This window comes from Pseudonocardia sp. CA-142604, from assembly GCF_050948475.1.
GTDB lineage: Bacteria > Actinomycetota > Actinomycetes > Mycobacteriales > Pseudonocardiaceae > Pseudonocardia > Pseudonocardia alaniniphila.
Map to the genome: position 1 here is coordinate 4,408,070 of NZ_CP192045.1, position 16,698 is coordinate 4,424,767.

General features: G+C 71.8%; 16 protein-coding genes. 7 read left to right on the forward strand and 9 right to left on the reverse strand.

Annotated features, from left to right (window positions below; all coding sequences use genetic code 11):
* The first annotated feature begins 53 nt into the window (after positions 1-53).
* Positions 54-818, forward strand: a complete 765-nt coding sequence (locus tag ACQPZQ_RS19935) for an SDR family NAD(P)-dependent oxidoreductase (RefSeq protein WP_433298004.1) — start codon at positions 54-56, stop codon at positions 816-818.
* Between the two features lie 61 nt (positions 819-879).
* Here the strand turns inward: ACQPZQ_RS19935 and ACQPZQ_RS19940 are convergent, their stop codons facing one another.
* A complete protein-coding gene (locus tag ACQPZQ_RS19940) occupies positions 880-2,022 on the reverse strand; it encodes an acetyl-CoA C-acetyltransferase (protein ID WP_433298007.1) in 1,143 nt (380 codons plus the stop codon).
* A gap of 77 nt (positions 2,023-2,099) precedes the next feature.
* Here ACQPZQ_RS19940 and ACQPZQ_RS19945 point away from each other — a divergent pair, with 77 nt between their 5' ends.
* Positions 2,100-3,125 (forward strand): LLM class F420-dependent oxidoreductase, encoded by a 1,026-nt coding sequence (locus ACQPZQ_RS19945; RefSeq protein ID WP_433298009.1) that lies wholly within the window; start codon positions 2,100-2,102, stop codon positions 3,123-3,125.
* A gap of 2 nt (positions 3,126-3,127) precedes the next feature.
* Here ACQPZQ_RS19945 and ACQPZQ_RS19950 read toward each other — a convergent pair whose 3' ends face one another.
* Complete coding sequence (locus ACQPZQ_RS19950) at positions 3,128-3,766, reverse strand: TetR/AcrR family transcriptional regulator (RefSeq protein WP_433298012.1); 639 nt, start codon at positions 3,764-3,766, stop codon at positions 3,128-3,130.
* 116 nt (positions 3,767-3,882) lie between these two features.
* Here ACQPZQ_RS19950 and ACQPZQ_RS19955 point away from each other — a divergent pair, with 116 nt between their 5' ends.
* The 5 genes from ACQPZQ_RS19955 to ACQPZQ_RS19975 are packed head-to-tail and all read left to right on the forward strand — an operon-like array spanning position 3,883 to position 8,659.
* Positions 3,883-5,103 (forward strand): acyl-CoA dehydrogenase family protein, encoded by a 1,221-nt coding sequence (locus ACQPZQ_RS19955; protein WP_433298014.1) that lies wholly within the window; start codon positions 3,883-3,885, stop codon positions 5,101-5,103.
* Positions 5,100-6,209 carry an acyl-CoA dehydrogenase family protein gene (locus ACQPZQ_RS19960; protein WP_433298017.1) on the forward strand — a complete coding sequence of 370 codons (1,110 nt, stop codon included), beginning with the start codon at positions 5,100-5,102 and terminating at the stop codon, positions 6,207-6,209. Before ACQPZQ_RS19955 ends, ACQPZQ_RS19960 begins: the two co-directional genes overlap by 4 nt.
* Before the next feature lie 13 nt (positions 6,210-6,222).
* Complete coding sequence (locus ACQPZQ_RS19965) at positions 6,223-7,008, forward strand: enoyl-CoA hydratase/isomerase family protein (RefSeq protein WP_433298020.1); 786 nt, start codon at positions 6,223-6,225, stop codon at positions 7,006-7,008.
* The gene (locus ACQPZQ_RS19970) at positions 7,005-7,892 is read left to right on the forward strand and encodes a crotonase/enoyl-CoA hydratase family protein (RefSeq protein ID WP_433298022.1); all 888 of its coding nucleotides are present in this window, start codon (positions 7,005-7,007) and stop codon (positions 7,890-7,892) included. The genes ACQPZQ_RS19965 and ACQPZQ_RS19970 overlap by 4 nt, the downstream gene beginning before the upstream one ends.
* A complete protein-coding gene (locus ACQPZQ_RS19975) occupies positions 7,889-8,659 on the forward strand; it encodes an SDR family NAD(P)-dependent oxidoreductase (RefSeq protein ID WP_433298024.1) in 771 nt (256 codons plus the stop codon). The genes ACQPZQ_RS19970 and ACQPZQ_RS19975 overlap by 4 nt, the downstream gene beginning before the upstream one ends.
* Here ACQPZQ_RS19975 and ACQPZQ_RS19980 read toward each other — a convergent pair.
* The 7 genes from ACQPZQ_RS19980 to ACQPZQ_RS20010 form a co-directional block, all read right to left on the reverse strand.
* A complete protein-coding gene (locus ACQPZQ_RS19980) occupies positions 8,644-10,572 on the reverse strand; it encodes a helix-turn-helix domain-containing protein (protein WP_433298027.1) in 1,929 nt (642 codons plus the stop codon). The two genes, ACQPZQ_RS19975 and ACQPZQ_RS19980, sit on opposite strands and share 16 nt — an antisense overlap.
* A 40-nt stretch (positions 10,573-10,612) precedes the next feature.
* Positions 10,613-11,377: an SDR family NAD(P)-dependent oxidoreductase gene (locus ACQPZQ_RS19985; RefSeq protein WP_433298030.1), complete on the reverse strand. Its 765-nt coding sequence runs from the start codon at positions 11,375-11,377 to the stop codon at positions 10,613-10,615.
* 94 nt (positions 11,378-11,471) lie between these two features.
* Positions 11,472-13,418: a helix-turn-helix domain-containing protein gene (locus tag ACQPZQ_RS19990; protein ID WP_433299295.1), complete on the reverse strand. Its 1,947-nt coding sequence runs from the start codon at positions 13,416-13,418 to the stop codon at positions 11,472-11,474.
* A gap of 149 nt (positions 13,419-13,567) precedes the next feature.
* The gene (locus ACQPZQ_RS19995; protein ID WP_433298033.1) at positions 13,568-14,815 is read right to left on the reverse strand and encodes an LLM class flavin-dependent oxidoreductase; all 1,248 of its coding nucleotides are present in this window, start codon (positions 14,813-14,815) and stop codon (positions 13,568-13,570) included.
* A gap of 31 nt (positions 14,816-14,846) precedes the next feature.
* Positions 14,847-15,149 (reverse strand): EthD family reductase, encoded by a 303-nt coding sequence (locus ACQPZQ_RS20000; RefSeq protein WP_433298036.1) that lies wholly within the window; start codon positions 15,147-15,149, stop codon positions 14,847-14,849.
* 11 nt (positions 15,150-15,160) lie between these two features.
* Positions 15,161-15,922 carry an SDR family NAD(P)-dependent oxidoreductase gene (locus ACQPZQ_RS20005; RefSeq protein ID WP_433298039.1) on the reverse strand — a complete coding sequence of 254 codons (762 nt, stop codon included), beginning with the start codon at positions 15,920-15,922 and terminating at the stop codon, positions 15,161-15,163.
* The gene (locus ACQPZQ_RS20010; RefSeq protein WP_433298041.1) at positions 15,922-16,695 is read right to left on the reverse strand and encodes an alpha/beta fold hydrolase; all 774 of its coding nucleotides are present in this window, start codon (positions 16,693-16,695) and stop codon (positions 15,922-15,924) included. The genes ACQPZQ_RS20005 and ACQPZQ_RS20010 overlap by 1 nt, the downstream gene beginning before the upstream one ends.
* Between the last annotated feature and the right edge of the window lie 3 nt (positions 16,696-16,698).

The following is a 16,698-nucleotide window of genomic DNA, read 5'->3' on the forward strand; positions in this document are numbered from 1 at the left end:
CACGCACGACTGCCGCGAGGCGGCACCGTCCACTGTCGCATGAGGAGCTGACCATGGAGATCGCGGACACGACCACCCTGCTGACCGGTGGGGCCTCCGGCCTCGGCCAGGCCACCGCCCGGCGGCTCGTCGAGGGTGGCGGCCGGGTGGTGATCGCGGACCTGCCGACGTCGTCGGGCGCGGAGCTGGCCAAGGAGCTCGGCGCCGCCGCCACGTTCGTCGCCGCGGACGTCACCGAGCCCGAGCAGATCGAGGCTGCGCTCGACGCCGTCGCGGAGGTGGGGGAGCTGCGCGCCGTGGTGCACACGGCGGGCAGCGGCCGTGCCCAGCGGATCGTCGACCGGGACGGCAACCCGGCGAACGTCGACTGGTTCCGCCAGATCGTGGAGCTCAACCTGATCGGCTCGTTCAACGTGCTCCGGCTCGCCGCGGCCCGGATGGCCCGGCTCGAGCCGGTCGGTGAGGAGCGTGGCGTGGTCGTCATGACGGCGTCGATCGCCGCGTTCGACGGCCAGATCGGTCAGGCGTCCTACTCGGCGTCGAAGGCAGGGGTGGTGGGCATGACGCTGGTGGCGGCCCGTGACCTCGCCAGCCGCGGGATCCGCGTGTGCACGATCGCGCCCGGCCTGTTCGACACGCCGTTGCTCGGCCGGATGGACGACGAGAAGAAGGCGGCGCTGGGCGCGCAGGTGCCCCACCCGCACCGGCTCGGACAGCCCGACGAGTACGGCCGCCTCGCCGTGCAGATCATCGAGAACCCCATGCTCAACGGCGAGACGATCCGGCTCGACGGCGCGCTGCGCATGGCACCGCGCTGAGCGGAGGCCGTTGAAGGGACCGGCCCGTTCGAGGGGTGAACGGGCCGGTCCAGGTCTCCGGTCAGACGCGCTCGATGATCGTGGCGTTGGCCTGGCCGCCGCCCTCGCACATGGTCTGCAGGCCATAGCGTCCGCCGGTGCGCTGCAGCTCGTGTACCAGCTTCGTGGCGAGGATCGCGCCGGTGGCCCCGAGCGGGTGGCCGAGCGCGATCGCGCCGCCGTTGACGTTGGTCTTCTCCAGCGAGGCGCCGGTCTCGTGCGCCCAGGCCAGCACGACGGGGGCGAACGCCTCGTTGACCTCGAACAGGTCGATGTCGTCGATGCCGAGGCGCGACCGGTTCAACGCGGCCTGAGTGGCGGGGATGGGGCCGGTGAGCATGTAGACCGGGTCGTCGCCGACGACCGTGAGGGTGTGCACCCGGGCCAGCGGGGTGAGGTTGTGCGTGCGCAGCGCCTCCTCGGAGGCGATCAGCAGCGCAGCCGCGCCCACCGACATCTGGCTCGCGACGGCTGCGGTGATCTCCCAGCCTTCGCGCAGGACCTTGAGCTTCGCCATCTGCTCCAGCGACGTGTCGCGGCGCGCGCCCTCGTCGGTGTCGGCACCGGCGACCGGGGTGATCTGCCCGGCGAAGCGGCCCTCGTCGATCGCCCGGATCGCCCGCCGGTGGCTCTCGAGGGCGAATCGCTCCAGGTCGGCGCGGCCGTAGCCCCACTTCTCGCACATCAGTTGTGCGCCGCGGAACTGCGAGATCTCCTGGTCTCCGTACCGCTCGACCCACCCGCCGCCCTTCGTCGAGACCCCGAGCTCCTTGACGACGGCGGCGTTGGCTCCCATCGGCACCATCGCCATGTTCTCGACGCCTGCCGCGATGACGAGATCCTGCGTGCCGGACATCACGCCCTGCGCGGCGAAGTGCAGCGCCTGCTGGGACGAGCCGCACTGCCGGTCGATCGTCACCCCGGGCACGCTCTGCGGAAGGCCCGCGGAGAGCCACGCGGTGCGGGCGATGTCGCCTGCCTGCGGGCCGAGCTGCACCACGCAACCCATGATCACGTCCTCGACCGCGGATGGGTCGATCCCGGTGCGGTCGACGAGCTCACGCAGGACGTGCGCTCCGAGGTCGGCGGGATGGACGCCGGCGAGCGCCCCCTTGCGCGTGCCGACGAGCGTGCGGACGGCTCCGACGATGTAGGCCTCAGCCACCGGATCTCCCCTTCGTCGCGGATTCGACGGTAACTTAACGATCGTACAGTCAGATCACGCAGGACCGGGAGGGTCTGATGCAGCTGAGCTCGGCAGTGGGCTACGCGGGAGACGTCCGCGAGACCGCGGAACAGGTGCGCTCCTGGGAGCGGGCCGGTCTCGATGCCGTCTGGGTGGCCGAGGCCTACGGCTACGACGCGCCGACGGTGATGGGATATCTCGCCGGGCGTACCGAGCGGGTGCGGATCGGCTCATCGATCCTGCCGTTCTACTCCCGGACACCGGCGCTGCTCGCCCAGACCGCGGCGGGCCTCGATCACGTCTCCGGAGGTCGCGCGATCCTCGGCATCGGCTCGTCCGGTCCGCAGGTGGTGGAGGGCTGGCACGGCGTTCCCTTCGACAAGCCCATCGCCCGCACCCGCGAGGTGATCGAGATCTGCCGGCGGGTGTGGCGGCGCGAGCGGCTGGTGAACGACGGGCTCTACCCGATCCCATTGCCGGACGGGCAGGGCACCGGTCTCGGCAAACCGCTCAAGCTCATCACCCACCCCGTCCGGTCGAGCATCCCGATCTACGTCGCCGCGCTCGGCGCCAAGAACGTCGCTCTCACCGCCGAGATCGCGGACGGCTGGATCCCCGCGATGTTCGTCCCCGACCAGGCGGGCGAGATCTGGGGCGACGCGCGGGCCGCGGGCGCGGCGAAGCGCCCGGCCGAACTGGGACCGCTGCAGGTCGTGGCGGGCGGCCCGCTCGCGATCGGCGACGACGTGGAGCACCTGCGCGATCTGGCGCGCGGCTACTACGCCCTCTACATCGGCGGCATGGGCGCGCGCGAGCGGAACTTCTACTTCAACACTGCTTGCCGCTACGGCTACACCGACGCCGCTCTCCGCATCCAGGAGCACTACCTCGCCGGCCGCAAGGACGAGGCCGCCGCCGCGGTGCCCGCCGACCTGCTCGAGCGGACGTCGCTGATCGGGCCCGCGAGCTACGTGAAGGAGCGCGTGGAGGCCTACCGCGCGGCCGGGGTGACGATGCTCAACGTCCGGCCCGTCGGGCCCGACCCGCTCGCCGACCTGGAGCAGCTGCGCGGCTGGTTGTGAGCTCAGCCGCGGTGGTCGGCGATCCGCAGCGCGATCTCCGTGTAGCGCTCCACGAGGTCGGGCAGGCCGATCTCGCCCGCGGGCTCGTACCACTGCGCGATCGCGTTGCAGGCCGCCACGATGGACCGTCGTGCGTCCTCGGGGTGCGCGCATCGGAACGTGCCGCGCGCCGCGCCGTCGTTGATGATGTCGGCCCACAGCTGGGTGGCGGAGCGGCGCAGCCCGGCGAGGCGCTCCCGGTTGTCGGGCTCCAGGTTGCGCCACTCCTGTGCGCCGATGTTGCTCTCGATGCGGCGCTGCACCCGGTACTCCACAGTGGCCCGGACGAGCGCGCGCAAGCGGTCGGCCGGGTCGTCGCCCACCTCGCGCAGTGCCTCGTCGCACCGGTGGAAGTAGTCGTAGGTGCTCTCCTCGATCAGCGCCGCGAGGAGGTGCTGCTTGCTGGGATGCCAGTAGTACATGGCGGAGAGGCTGAGCCCGGCACGCTTGGCGATGTCACGGATCGAGGTGCCGTGGTAGCCGCGTTCGGCGAAGATCTCGCGGGCGGCGCCGGTGATGGCGTCGCGGCCGCCACCGCGGGGGATGACCGGGCCCGCGCGGGTGTCGACGGCGCCGGGTGGCAGGTCGGAAGCGGTGCTCACGGGCGTCAGCATATGGGCGGGACGTGCGCTGGGCGCCTTCCTGGCCCGTTGTCAACTTAACGAGTGATCGGTAGGTTCAGGATCTCTGCCTCTCGACGTCGTGGAGGGATGCGCGCATGACCGTGGTCGACGCGACCCAGAGCTACCGCAGCAGCGTGCGTGCCTGGCTCAGGGACCACGCCCCCGGTTCGGCCGCCGGACTCCCGCCCGACGAGCAGCTGCGCCGGGCCCGGGAGTTCCAGGCCGCGCTCTACGGCGCCGGGTACGCCGGCATCACCTGGCCGACGGAGGCCGGCGGGCAGGGGCTGGGTACCGCGGAGCAGCAGATCTTCAGCGAGGAGGCCGCCGAGTTCGATCTGCCGACGTACCCGTTCATCATCGGCATGGGTATGTGCGGCCCCACCCTCGTCGACCTCGGGACGCCGGAGCAGAAGCAGCGGTACCTGCCCAAGCTGCTGATCGGCGAGGAGATCTGGTGCCAGCTGTTCTCCGAGCCCGGCGCGGGGTCGGACGTCGCGAGCCTGCAGACGCGCGCGGTGCGGGACGTGGACGGCTGGGTGGTCAACGGGCAGAAGGTGTGGACGACGAACGCGCAGTGGGCCGATTTCGGTGCGCTGCTCGCCCGCACCGATCCCGAGCGGCCGAAGCACGCGGGCCTGACGATGTTCATCGTCGACATGCACGCGCCGGGCGTCACCGTGCGGCCCCTGAAGGACATGTCCGGGCGTGCGCCGTTCAACGAGGTCTACTTCGACGACGTCCGGATCCCCGGCGACGCGGTGATCGGCGAGGTCAACCGGGGCTGGCAGGCCGCGGTGACGATGCTCGGCCACGAGCGGGTCTCGATCGGGGCCACCCGCAGACCGCGGAGCAACCCGCTGGAGTTCGCCTCGCTCGTCGAGCTCGCCCGGCACGAGGGCGTCGCCGGCGATCCTGCGCAGCGCGAGCGGCTCGCGGAGCTGTACGCGCACGAGCGTGCGTTGGAGCTGTTCAACGCGCGGATGCGGCAGGAGGCCGCGGCCGGCAACCCGCCGGGCGCCCGTGGCTCGGTCGCCAAGCTGGCGGGCGCGTTGCTGCTGCGCCGCGCGATCGAGACCGCGAGCGAGCTCGCCGGCGCCGACGCAATTGCCTGGGATCCCGACGACCCGCGCGCGGCCGAGCTGGCGCTGGGGATCAACTCCGCGCCGGCGTCGAGCATCGCGGGCGGCACCAACGAGGTGCAGCGCAACATCATCGGTGAGCGGATCCTCGGCCTGCCGAAGGAGCCGCAGGTCGATCGGGACGTCCCCTTCGCGGAACTCAAGGTCGGCACGCAACGACAGGGCGGTGTGCGGTGAAGCTCGTCCTCGAACCGGAGCAGCAGGAGCTGCGCTCCACCGTCCGCAGGTTCCTCGCCGACCGGTCGCCGTCGGCGAAGGTGCGTGAGGCGATGGTGTCGGACCGCGGCTACGACGCGGACCTGTGGAACCGGATGGCCGGGCTGGGAGTGCTCGGGCTGGTCGTTCCCGACGAGCTCGGCGGCGCAGGGGCAGGGCACGTCGAGCGGTCCGTGGTGCTGGAGGAACTGGGACGGGCGCTGACGCCGTCGCCGTTCCTCGCCTCGGCGGTGCTCGCCACCGACGCCCTGCTCGCGCTCGATGACGACGCCGCCCGCACCGAGCTGCTGCCGCTCCTCGCTGCGGGCGAGCTCGTGGCCACGGTCGCGGTTGCCGAAGGCGGAGCCGGTTGGGATCGCGAGGGCGGCGCCACCACCGCTACCGAGCGCGGCGGTCGCTGGGAGATCGACGGCACCAAGGCGCCCGTCCTCGCCGGCGACACCGCCGACCTGGTGCTCGTCTACGCACGCACGCCGGGCGGCCCGGGCTGGTTCGCCGTCGAGGGCGATGCCGGAGGCCTCACCCGCACGGCCCTGACCGGCCTCGACCCGACCAGGCGGCTCGCCCGGCTCACGTTCGTCGCCACCCCGGCACGCCCGCTGGCCTGCGCCGACCCGGCGGCGGCGCTCGATCTCGTGGCCGACCTCGCCGCCGTCGCACTGGCCGCCGAGCAGGTCGGCGGAATGCGGCGGGCGATGGAGCTGACCGTCGACTACGCGAAGGTGCGGGTGCAGTTCGGCAGGCTCATCGGCTCCTACCAGGCGGTGAAGCACGGCTGCGCCGACATGTACAGCGCGTGGGAGCACGCCGTGTCGGTGGTGCGGTATGCGACGTGGGTGGCCGACCACGACCGCCCCGAGCTGCCGCTGGCTGCCGCGCTCGCCCAGACCTACGTCGGTCCGGCCTACTTCGCGACGGCGACCGGGATGGTGCAGTACCACGGCGGGGTCGGCTACACCTGGGAGCACGACGCCCACCTCTACTACAAGCGGGCCAAGAGCTCCGAGCTGCTGTTCGGGGGCCCGGCGCTGCACCGCACCCGGCTCGCCGACCGGCTCGGCGTGTGAGGGAGGAGATCGAATGAGCGACGAGGTCCTGCTCACCAGCCGCGACGGCAGCGTGCTGACCCTCACGCTGAACAGGCCGGAACGCAAGAACGCGATCAACGCCGACCTGTGGACCGCTCTGCGCGAGAACCTCACCGCCGCAGGCAACGACCCCGGCGTGCGCGCGATCGTGATCACCGGAGCGGGCGGGGACTTCTGCTCCGGGGCGGACCTCTCCGGCGGGGTCAGCGCCGGGCACCCGCTGGACCGGATGCGCGGGATCAACGAGGTGGCCCTGCTGCTGCACGAGCTGCCCATCCCGTCGGTCGCGAAGGTCGACGGGGTCGCGGTCGGCGCCGGCTGGAACCTCGCGCTGGGCTGCGACCTCGTGGTCGCCACCCCTCGCGCGCGGTTCTCGCAGATCTTCGCCCGGCGCGGGCTCTCCCTGGACTTCGGCGGCTCCTGGCTCCTGCCGAAGCTGGTCGGGTTGCAGCAGGCGAAGCGGCTCGCGCTGCTCGCCGAGATGATCGACGCCGCGGAGGCGCAGCGGCTGGGACTGGTGACCTGGGTGGTCGAGCCGGAGGAGATCGACGCCTTCGTCACCGATCTCGGCGAGCGGCTGGCCGCCGCTCCGCCGGTGGCGATCGCCCAGTCCAAGGCGCTGCTCAACGAGGGCGCCGACCGCACGATGCGCGACGCGCTCTCCAGCGAGGCGCGCACCCAGACGATCAACTTCGCCACCGCGGACGCGCCCGCGGCCTTCGAGGCCTTCAAGGCGAAGACGGACCCGGTGTTCACCGGGGAGTGGGCGGTCCGATGACGGAGTACAGCGAGATCCTGCTCGACGTGGCCGACGGCGTCGCCACGATCACCCTGAACCGGCCGGACCGGCTCAACGCGTTCACCACCACGATGCTCCGCGAGCTCGTGGCGGCGTTCGACGCCACCGACACCGACGACGAGGTCCGGGTCGTCATCATCACGGGCGCGGGCCGCGGCTTCTGCGCCGGTGCCGACCTGGGGCGCGGGGGGAGCACCTTCGACGCCACCGACGAGGCCAGGGCTGCCGAGCGGGCCGACTTCGAGACGGTCGACGGCGTGCCGCGCGACGGCGGTGGGATCGTGTCGCTGCGCATCGCGGCGTCGCGCAAGCCGGTGATCGTGGCGGTCAACGGCCCGGCCGTCGGCGTGGGCGCCACGATGATCCTTCCGGCCGACATCCGGCTGGCAGCGGAGTCGGCGAGGTTCGGGTTCGTGTTCGCCCGCCGCGGCCTGGTGCCGGAGGCCGCGTCGAGCTGGTTCCTGCCGCGGGTGGTCGGGATCTCGAAGGCGATGGAGTGGGTGGCCACCGGCCGGGTGTTCCCGGCGGCCGAGGCGCTGGCCGGGGGACTGGTCTCCCAGGTGGTGCCGGACGCCGAGCTGTTGGCGACCGCCCGCTCGATCGCCGCGGAGATCGCGGAGAACACCTCCGCGGTGTCGGTGGCGCTGTCGCGGCAGATGCTGTGGTCGATGCTCGGCGCGTCGACGCCGTGGGAGGCGCACCGTGTCGACTCGGCGGCGATCTTCCGGCTCGGCCAGGCCCCGGACGCCGTGGAGGGCGTCACGTCGTTCCTGGAGAAGCGCCCGCCGAAGTTCCCGGGCCGGGTCGGCGACTACCTCGACGTCGTGCCGGCGTGGCCGGCCCGTCCGGCGGACATGCCGTGACCGCGCCGCTGTTCGATCTGACCGGGCACGTCGCGCTGGTCACCGGAGGCAACTCGGGGATCGGGCTCGGCATGGCGCACGGGCTCGCCCAGACCGGCGCCGACGTCTGCATCTGGGGCACGAACGCCGAACGCAACGAGGCCGCTGTGCAGGAGTTGGAGAAGCACGGCACGCGGGTGCGGGCGATCCGGTGCGACGTCGGTGACGAGACGGACGTGCAGTCAGGCTTCACCGAGACGATCGAGCACTTCGGCCGCGTCGACTCGTGCTTCGCCAACGCGGGCGTGGGCGGTTCGGGCACGAGGTTCGTCGAGACGAGCCTGGCGGACTTCCGCGCGGTCACCCGCGTCAATCTCGACGGTGCGTTCCTCACGCTGCGGGCAGCGGCCGCGCACATGGTCGAGCGCGGCGGCGGGGGAGTGCTCGTCGGTACCTCGAGCGTGTCGGCGATCCACGGGGCGCCCCGCGGCCAGGCCTACGCCGCGAGCAAGTCGGGCCTCACCGCGATGATCAAGGCATGCGCTGTCGAGCTCGCGCGGTACGGCATCAACGCGCACTCGATCGTCGCGGGCTGGACCGAGACCCCGCTGGCCTCGCCGAAGCTGCACGACGAGACGTTCGAGCGCAACGTGATGAAGCGGATGCCGCACCGGCGCTGGGGCGAGCCGCGGGACTTCGCCCGGCTGGCCGTCTACCTCGCGTCGGGCACCGGTGGTTTCCACACCGGTGACTCCATAGTCGTCGACGGGGGCTACTCGATCTTCTGATCGAGGGGCACATCGGGGATGCACTCCAGGAGCCGATGCAGCTGCAGCGCCACCTGCATCTCCAGAGCGCCCCTCGGCGACCGCCAGGCGGAGCCGCCGAGCACGTGGTCGACGCGGTCCAGCCGCTGGTAGGCGGTGTTGACGTGCACCCCGAGACGCCGGGCGGCCGCGGGTGGGTTCTGGCCGCACGCGAAGTACTGCCGGACCGTCTCGACGAGCTGCGCGTGGTGTTCGTGGTCGTAGTGCCGGAGTGGTCCCAGGGTGCGTGCCAGCAGCTCCTGCACCTGCGCGGGCTCGGGATCCTCCAGCACCGTGCCGAGCACTCCGAGCTCCGCGATGTCCGCGGCGCCGCCCTCGCGCCCCAGCGCGAGCAGCAGAAGCTGGCAGCGCGCGGCGTCGCGGTGCAGGCTGCGGACAGCGGGAGCGGAGTCGGCCGGACCCGCTCCACCGGCGGTCACCGTGCATCCGGTGGCCCGGCCGAGCTCGGCCGCCGCCTCGCGTGCCGCGGCGCCGGGGGTCATGTCCGGTAGGAGTAGCACCGTGTGGCCGCCGTGCTCTCCGGCGATCCCGCCGCGTGCTGCCGCGAACTCGGCGGCCGCGGTGGCCATGGCCCGTCGCTGGACGCCGGGGGCGGCGGCCACCACGACGGCGTGCGGGCGGGTGAAGTCGATCCCGCCCAGCCGGTCGGCCCTCCGCCGGAACGCCGTCCAGTCCGGGGCCCGCTCGGCGAGGAGGTCCTCGACCAGCTCGGCCCGCAGCTCCTGCGTGACGAGAGCGGTCTGGCGCTCCATCAGGAGCAGCAGCGCGGCGGTCTGGGAGGCACGTTCGAGCGTGCGTGTATCGGCCTCGGCGAGTGGCCCGCAACGGCCGAACACCAGCCGGCCGAACGTCTCGGTTCCGGCGCGGACCGGGACGTCCCGGATCTCCATGGGTGGCTCGACGCGTCCGGCGAGCACGTCCTCCGAGCGTGGCGCGCCGGGAACGCTCGCCGTCGCGAGCACGGCGCCCGAGCTCGACACGACGGCGACCGCGCCGTCGAGGATGCGGGCCAGGGTGCGGGTGAACTCCGGCATGCCGACGCGGGTGAGCGCCATCGGCATCAGCTGCTCGTGTACTCGTCCGGCGCGTTCCAATGCCTGCCGCTGCGATCGCAGCTGCGCGTTCGCAGCGCGCAGCTCCGCTGATGCGGCCTCCACCCGCTCGAACAGGCGGGCGTTCTCGATCACGATGGACGCGTGGGCGGCGAGCGAGGTGAGCATCGAGATCTCGGCCAGGTCGAAGGTGCGCTCATGGCGGTTGGCGGCGAACAGCGCCCCGACGACCGTTGTGCCGAGCTTGATGGGAACGCCCGCGATGGCGACGATGTCGTCCTCCGCGACCGCCGCCGCGACGAGCGGGTCGCGCCGGATCCTCGGGTCGGTCCGGTAGTTCGCGGTGGCGAGGGGCTGGCCGGACTGGATGACGTAGCCGCCGACACCGAAGCCCGGGCCCTGGCGCACCGACTCGATCGGGCGGGTCCGGGTGCCGGACGTGACACGCATGTAGGCGTCGCCGGTGGTCTGGTCGATCAGCGCGATGTAGGTGGAGTCGCAGGCCAGCAGCGTGCGGGAGCGCTCGACGATCGTGGTGAGCACGGTGTCGCTGCCGCGCAGTGAGGTGAGGTCGCGGGCGGTCTCGTAGAGGACCTGCGCCTCCCGTTCCTGACGGGCCCGCCGGTCGAGCAGGGTGCGGATCCGCCGGGCGTCGGTGACCGCCCGCGCGAGCAGGTCACCGTCGGGCCCGTCCGGGGTCGCGTCGCGAACCAGCGCCTCGAGCTCCTCGATCGGCGCTTCCTCGGAGAGGAACTGCATGACGCGGGACAGCACGCCGGTGACGGTGGAGCTCCCGGCGGGTGCGTCGGCGGTGAGGGACATCGGTGACCTCCTGTCGCACGGGCGCGGCCGGACCGCGGACTCAGGTGATCGTCATCCCGCCGTCCACGGCCAGCGTCTGCCCGGTGACGTAGCCACCGGCGTCGCTCGCGAGGAACACAACGGCAGCGGCGAGCTCGGCCGGGTCGCCCATGCGCCCCATCGGCACCCGCTGGATCTGCTGCTCGAGGTAGCCGGGCCTGTACTGCTCGGTCATCTCCGAGTCGAAGAAGCCCGGGGCCAGGGCGTTCACCCGGATCCCGCGGCGCCCGCTCCACTGCTGGGCGAGATCGCGCGTGAGGCCGATCAGCCCCGCCTTGCTCGCCGAGTACGCGGCCTGGGGCAGGCCGGCTGTGGTGAGCCCGAGGACGCTCGAGATGTTGATGATGCTGCTGCCCGGGGCCATGACGCGCCCGCAGGCCTGGGCCATCCAGTAGCAACCGTTGAGGTTGACGTCGAGGACCTGCTCGAACTCCTCGGGGGTCTCCCGTACCGCCGGCACGGCGGTGCCGATGCCGGCGTTGTTGACCAGGACGTCGACCCGTCCGAACTCGGCCATCGCCGCGTCGACGAGCGCCTGGCAGTCGCTCGGGCTCGACACATCCGTCGGCACGGTGATCGCGCGCCGTCCGGCGGCCTCGACGAGCTTGCGGGTGATGTCCAGCCGGTCCGCGCGGCGCGCGCCCAGGACGAGATCGGCGCCCGCCTCGGCGAGGCCCTGCGCGAACGCGACGCCGAGGCCGGAGGACGCCCCGGTGACGATCGCGACGCGCCCCGCAAGCGAGAACCGGTTCAACATCGCTGTCATTTCTGGCCCTCCCGGGGCAAATGATCGTTCGTTAGTCGACACTAAGTACGGGCCGTGCGGTGGTCAATCCGCCAGGTGATCCAGCGGGAGGGGGCTAGCCACCGGCCGCCGGCAAGAGCTCCTCGACGGGAATCTGCTCGAGGATGCGCTGCAGCTGCAGGCCGAGCTGCATGCTCAGCGCGCCGTCCGGCTCGCGCCAGCCGCGGTGTCCGAGCACGTTGTCGATGCGCTCCAGCCGCTGGTAGATCGTGTTGGGATGCACCTGCATCGCCTTCGCGGTGGCGCGCGGGTTCCCTCCGGCGGCGAAGTAGGCGTCGATGGTCTCCAGGAGGAGCGTGTTGTGCTCCTCGTCGTAGCGCTGCAGTGGTGCGACGGTCTGCGCGAGGAGCGCACGCACCTGCTTCTGCGAGGTCGACTCGAGCACCAGTCCCAGCACCCCGACCTCCGCCAGCCCGGCTCCCTCGCCCTCCCGTCCCAGCGCGAGCAGCAGGCGCAGGCACCGCTCGGCTTCACGATGCATCCGGCGGACCTCCTGCGCGGACCGCGCCGGACCGGCGACGCCTGCGGTCACCACCCCGCCCGCCGACCGGCCGAGCGTCGCCGGCACCGTGCGCGCCGCCTCGCCGGGGTCGATGTGCGGGAGCAGGAGCACCACCTGGGCCGCGTGTTCGGTGGCCAGGCCGCCGTGGCGGGAGGCGAGGTCCGCCGCCGCACGCAGGAGGTGCCGCCGCGGCACGCCGGTGGCCGACAGCACGAGCACGGTGTGCGCGGCGCGGAGGTCGACGGCGCCCGCGCGGCGCGCACGCCGCTCGAACGCGGTCCAGTCCGGCTCCCGCTCGGCCAGCAGGTCGTCGATCAGCTCGCCACGGACCTGCTGCTCCGCCGTCGACACCTGCCGGTCCATCAACATCAGCAGCGCCGCGGTCTGCGCAGCGCGCTCGAGCGTGCGGACGTCCGGGTCGAGCAGCTGTGTGGTCGCGACGAGCACGAGGTGCCCGAAGCGTTCTTCGCCTGCCTGCACCGGCACCGTCCAGGTGCGGGACGTACCCGTTACCCGTGCAGCGGCGACCGCCCCGCGGGCGGGCGCCGGCAGGGTATCGGGCAGCGTCCCGCGTCCGCCGGTCACGAGCACGGAACCGTCGACCCCCACCGCGGCGACCGTGCCGTCGAGCATCGCTGCGACGGCATCGACGAGCTCGCCGAGATCCGCCCGGCGCAGCACCAGCGGGATCAGCTGTTCGTGGGCGATGCTCGCCCGTTCCAGGCCCTCGCCCTGCCGGGAGAGCTCCGCGTTGGTCTCCCTGAGCCGCCCCGCTGCCACCTCGGCGTGCGCGAACAGCCGGGCGTTCTCGATCACGATCGAGGCGTGGTCGGCCAGCGAGCTGAGCAGCTCGATCTCGGTGCGGTCGTAGGACCGCTCGTACCGGTTGGCCACGAACAGCGCACCGATCACGGCGTCGCCGATTCGCAACGGCACGCCCGCGATGCTGACGATCCCGTCCTCGACCACGGCGTCCGTGACGGACGGGTAGCGGTTCAGCCGTGCGTCGTTCACGTAGTCCGACGTCGCGAAGGGCTCGCCGGTCGCGATGATCCGGCCCCCGATGCCGCGCCCGACCGGCTGCCGGATCGACTCGATGGCCCGGGTGACGGTGCCGAGGGTGATGCGCATGTAGACGTCGCCGCGAACGGGATCGAGCAGGGCGAGGTACGTGGCGTCGGTGCCGAGCAGCTGGCGGGCGCGGTGCACGATCGCGTCGAGCACCTCGTCCACGTCACGCAGCGACGCCAGGTCCCGGGCGGTCTCGATCAGCGCGTGGGTCTCCTTCTCCCGCCGCTTGCGGTGTGCGAGGAGGTCGCGGATGCGACCCGAGCGGGCGATCGCGATGAGCATCTCGTCGCGCTCGGGGCCCGGGGCGCTCGCCTCCACGATCTCGGCGAGCTGGTCGAACGCCTCGCCCGGTGCCTCCGTGGCCAGCAGGTGCAGCAGCCGGGCGATCGTCTGGTCCGCTGCCGGGATCCCCATTCCGCCCAGGATCATCGAGCTCACGTCTCCCGTCCGGTACGCCGTTGTCCGGCAGGTCATCACTCATTGATCGTCGAAACGCTAGGCGACGCGGTGGCGCCTGCGGGAGTGTCACTTTCCGCCGCGCGGGACGGTGCTGATGCACCGCACCGTCCCGCGGGCCGTCACGCCGGAAGCCCGGCCGCGCTGCCGAACTTCGCCGCGACGCGTTCCTGGCTGACCTTCGGCGTCCAGCGGTCCTCCTCGTCGGCCCACACGTCGCGGAGCTTCGGGATCACCGCCGACCCGAAGAGGTGGTTGTTCTGCGCGGCCACCTCCTCGGGCAGGTCACCGACGTGCATGCAGGTGATGAGCTGGCCGATCCGGAGATCCGTCGCGAGTGCGCGGACGCGCTGCTCCACTCGCTCCGGGGTGCCGGCGATGATGTAGCCGAGCTCGTCGTACTCCCAGAACGAGAGCTCGCCGCGCTGGGCCTTCATCCGCTCCTCGGCCGACTGCGTCTTGGCCCGGGTGAGGTTCGCCTGGATGGACGGCAGCGTGTTGTAGCCGGGCGGTGTGGCGAACTCGAGACCGATCGGGTTCTGCCGGTAGAAGTACTTCACCGCGTCGGAGTACTGCCGCTCGGCCTCCGCGTCCGAGTCGGCGCAGCAGATGATCTGCGTGAACGCCATGCGGTTCGGGTTCATGTTGGCGCCCTGGCTCTCGGTGTAGTCCCAGAACCCGCCGACGATCGGCGCCGCGCTCTGCCTGCCGGAGAACGACAGGTAGCCGTAGCAGTAGTCGAGGTCGTTGACCACGTCCCAGGTCTCCGGGCTCCCGCTGCCGGGGATCCAGACCGGGATCTCCTGCTGCACCGGCCGCGGCCACGGGTTGACGTAGCGCAGCTGCGTGTACTTGCCGTTGAACGCGAACGGCTCCTGCGCCTTCCACGACCTCGTGATCAGCTCGCGCGCCTCGTGGAACCGGTCACGCAGCTCGATCGGGGGCACGCCGTAGGAGAACGCCGTGTCCATGGGGGTGCCGAACACGATCCCGGCGATGACCCGCCCGCCCGACAGGCAGTCGAGCATCGCGATCTCCTCGGCCACGCGGATCGGCGGGTTGTAGAGAGCCAGCGAGTTGCCGCACAACGCGATCGCGGAGTTCTCGGTGGTGGCCGCCAGCACGGAGGCGATCAGGTTCGGCGACGGCGTCATCGCCAGTGACGTCTGGTGGTGCTCGTTGAGCAGCAGGGAGTCCCAGCCCAGGCCGTCCGCCTGCTGCATCAGCCGGATGTACATGTGGTAGTCCTCGCCGACCTGGACCGGGTCGGCCACAGCCGCCGGCGGTGTGACCCAGGAGCTGTGGACGGTGTCGCCGTAGTCCGAGGGCAGCTTGGTGTAGTACTGCTGGGCGAACCAGTGGAACTTCACGGGATTCCTCTCCGCGGGGGTGTCGTGCCGCTCAGGCGACAGTGCCGACGAGGTGTGTGGCCGGGGTGCCGCCGAGGTTGACGACGTCGGCGCCGAGCTCCTTGCCCTCGGGCGTGCCGAGGGCGGCCTGCATGGCTGCCGCGTCGGCGAAGTAGAGCTCGGCCATCAGGTGGTAGCGGGGCGCCGAGCCGTCCGCGCCGGGGGAGAACCGGGTGACCTCGACGCGTTGGATGCCTGGCACCGCTTTGGCGAGGGGGATGTGCGTGCCCATGTAGTGGGCGTCGAACGCCTCGACGTCGGCGGGAGTGTCGTACAGCACGGTCAGCTTCATCATGATCTCCTCCGTCAGCGTCCGGCGGCCATGCCGCCGCCGTCAACGCGGTAGACCTCGCCGTTGACGAACGCCGACTCGTCCGAGGCGAGGAACAGCACCATGTTGGCGATGTCGCTCGGCTCGCCGACCCGCGGCGACGCGACCCCGGCGAGCGCCTGCTGCGGAAGGTCCGGGACGGCGTCGAGCAGTTGCTGCGTCCGGATCACCCCCGGTGCGATGGCGTTGCATCGCACGCCCTGCTTGCCGTGCTGTGCGGCGACGTAGCGGGTCAGTCCGATCACGGCGGCCTTGGTGCTGCCGTAGGCGGTGAGCGCCGAGCTGCCCTTCAAACCGCCGATGGACGCCATGTTGACGATCGAGCCGCCCCCGTTCTCCACCATGTGCGGCAGCGCGTACTTGCACATCAGGAAGATGCTGCGGACGTTGGTGGCGAAGGCCCGGTCCCACATCTCGATCGAGGTGTCGATCACCGAGCCGTCGGTGAACCACGCGTCCGGACCCACCAGCGCGGCGTTGTTGTGGATCACGTCGACGCGGCCGTGCTGGGCGATCACCGCGGCAACCAGGTCCTGTATGGACTGCTGGTCGGTGGCGTCGAAGTGGATCGCCGTGGCACCGCCGCCGATACCCTCGGCGACCTTCTTGGCCCCGTCGAGGTTGATGTCGGCGATCACCACCTGCGCGCCCTCACGGGCCAGCGTGATCGCCGTCTGGCGCCCGATACCGGCCGCGCCGCCGGTGACCAGTGCGATCTTGCCCTCGACCCTGCCCATCACGCCTCCAGGAACGTCGTCACGGCGGACACGAACGCGTCCTCCTGCTCGATCATCGGGTAGTGGCCCGCCGCCTCGATCGGCGCGAGCTTCGCGTCGGGGATCAGCCGCACGAACTCCTCGGCGTAGGACAGCGGCAGCAGACCGTCGGACGTGCCGTGCACGACGAGCGTCGGCGCGTCGATCAGCGGCAGCCGCCTGCGCAGCCCGCGGTCGGCGATCGGCCACATGAACTTGGTCGCCGAGCCGAGGTTCTGCGCGGCGAACAGGATCGCCGCGTGCGGGTTGTCGGGGTCGGGCACGAAGTTCGTCGGCTCGGACTTCGGCGGCTCGCCGTGCCACTTCGCCTTCTTCACCTCGTCGGCCGGGCCGAACGGGTCGAGCGTGGGCTGGTCGTCCAGCCACAGGCCGTAAGCGTTGACCAGGACGAGCTTGCGCACGATCTGCGGGGCGACGGCGGCGAGCTCAGCGGCGAACATGCCGCCGAGGGAGTGGCCCACGACGTCGATGCGTTCGATGCCCCACGACTCGACGAGCTCGCGGTGGTACAGCGTCACGTCGAGCACGTCGGTGAACGACTCGAACCCGGTCGACCGGCCGTAGCCGGGCTGCTCGGGGGCGAGGACGCGACGGCTCTGTGCCAGGCGCTCGAGGAATCCGGCGCCGCCGGGGTGACGCTCGTAGCCGTGCAGGTAGAGCAGCGGATCGCCGCTGCCCGACTCCCACAGCTCGACGTCGAACCGGCCGACGTGAGGGATCTCCAGGGTGGTCACGTG

Excerpts from the sequence above, each read along its gene's own strand:
- ACQPZQ_RS19955 (WP_433298014.1), top strand. The coding sequence starts at position 3,883 with ATGACCGTGGTCGACGCGACCCAGAGCTACCGCAGCAGCGTGCGTGCC.
- ACQPZQ_RS19935 (WP_433298004.1), top strand. The coding sequence starts at position 54 with ATGGAGATCGCGGACACGACCACCCTGCTGACCGGTGGGGCCTCCGGC.
- ACQPZQ_RS20000 (WP_433298036.1), bottom strand. The coding sequence starts at position 15,149 with ATGATGAAGCTGACCGTGCTGTACGACACTCCCGCCGACGTCGAGGCG.
- ACQPZQ_RS19970 (WP_433298022.1), top strand. The coding sequence starts at position 7,005 with ATGACGGAGTACAGCGAGATCCTGCTCGACGTGGCCGACGGCGTCGCC.
- ACQPZQ_RS20005 (WP_433298039.1), bottom strand. The coding sequence starts at position 15,922 with ATGGGCAGGGTCGAGGGCAAGATCGCACTGGTCACCGGCGGCGCGGCC.
- ACQPZQ_RS19985 (WP_433298030.1), bottom strand. The coding sequence starts at position 11,377 with ATGACAGCGATGTTGAACCGGTTCTCGCTTGCGGGGCGCGTCGCGATC.
- ACQPZQ_RS19965 (WP_433298020.1), top strand. The coding sequence starts at position 6,223 with ATGAGCGACGAGGTCCTGCTCACCAGCCGCGACGGCAGCGTGCTGACC.
- ACQPZQ_RS19980 (WP_433298027.1), bottom strand. The coding sequence starts at position 10,572 with ATGTCCCTCACCGCCGACGCACCCGCCGGGAGCTCCACCGTCACCGGC.
- ACQPZQ_RS19990 (WP_433299295.1), bottom strand. The coding sequence starts at position 13,418 with ATGATCCTGGGCGGAATGGGGATCCCGGCAGCGGACCAGACGATCGCC.
- ACQPZQ_RS19945 (WP_433298009.1), top strand. The coding sequence starts at position 2,100 with ATGCAGCTGAGCTCGGCAGTGGGCTACGCGGGAGACGTCCGCGAGACC.